1 pseudogene is annotated in these 315 nt (G+C 70.8%); it reads right to left on the minus strand.

Features of this window, described 5'->3' with window-relative positions:
• Nucleotides 1-105, minus strand: a pseudogene (locus JHD67_RS21770) (integrase core domain-containing protein); the annotation flags it as partial.
• Between the last annotated feature and the right edge of the window lie 210 nt (nucleotides 106-315).

Below are 315 nucleotides of genomic sequence, written 5' to 3' on the forward strand. Positions count from 1 at the left end.
TTCGTATCGCACGGTCCGGTTAAAGCGCTCAACATAGGCATTCTGCTGGGGCTTGCCTGGTTGGATATAGTCGAGTTTGATGCCGTATTGCCGAGCCCATTCGGTGATTGCCGCAGGTATTCCTGTCTCTTATACACATCTCCGAGCCCACGAGACCCGTGACCGAATCTCGGTTTGCGGGTTGTGGTTGTAAAAGGGGGGGGGGGGGGGGGGGGGGGGGGGGGGGGGGGGGGGGGGGGGGGGGGGGGGGGGGGGGGGGGGGGGGGGGGGGGGGGGGGGGGGGGGGGGGGGGGGGGGGGGGGGGGGGGGGGGGGG

It is taken from the genome of Dyella sp. ASV21 (assembly GCF_016428975.1).
Lineage (GTDB): Bacteria > Pseudomonadota > Gammaproteobacteria > Xanthomonadales > Rhodanobacteraceae > Dyella.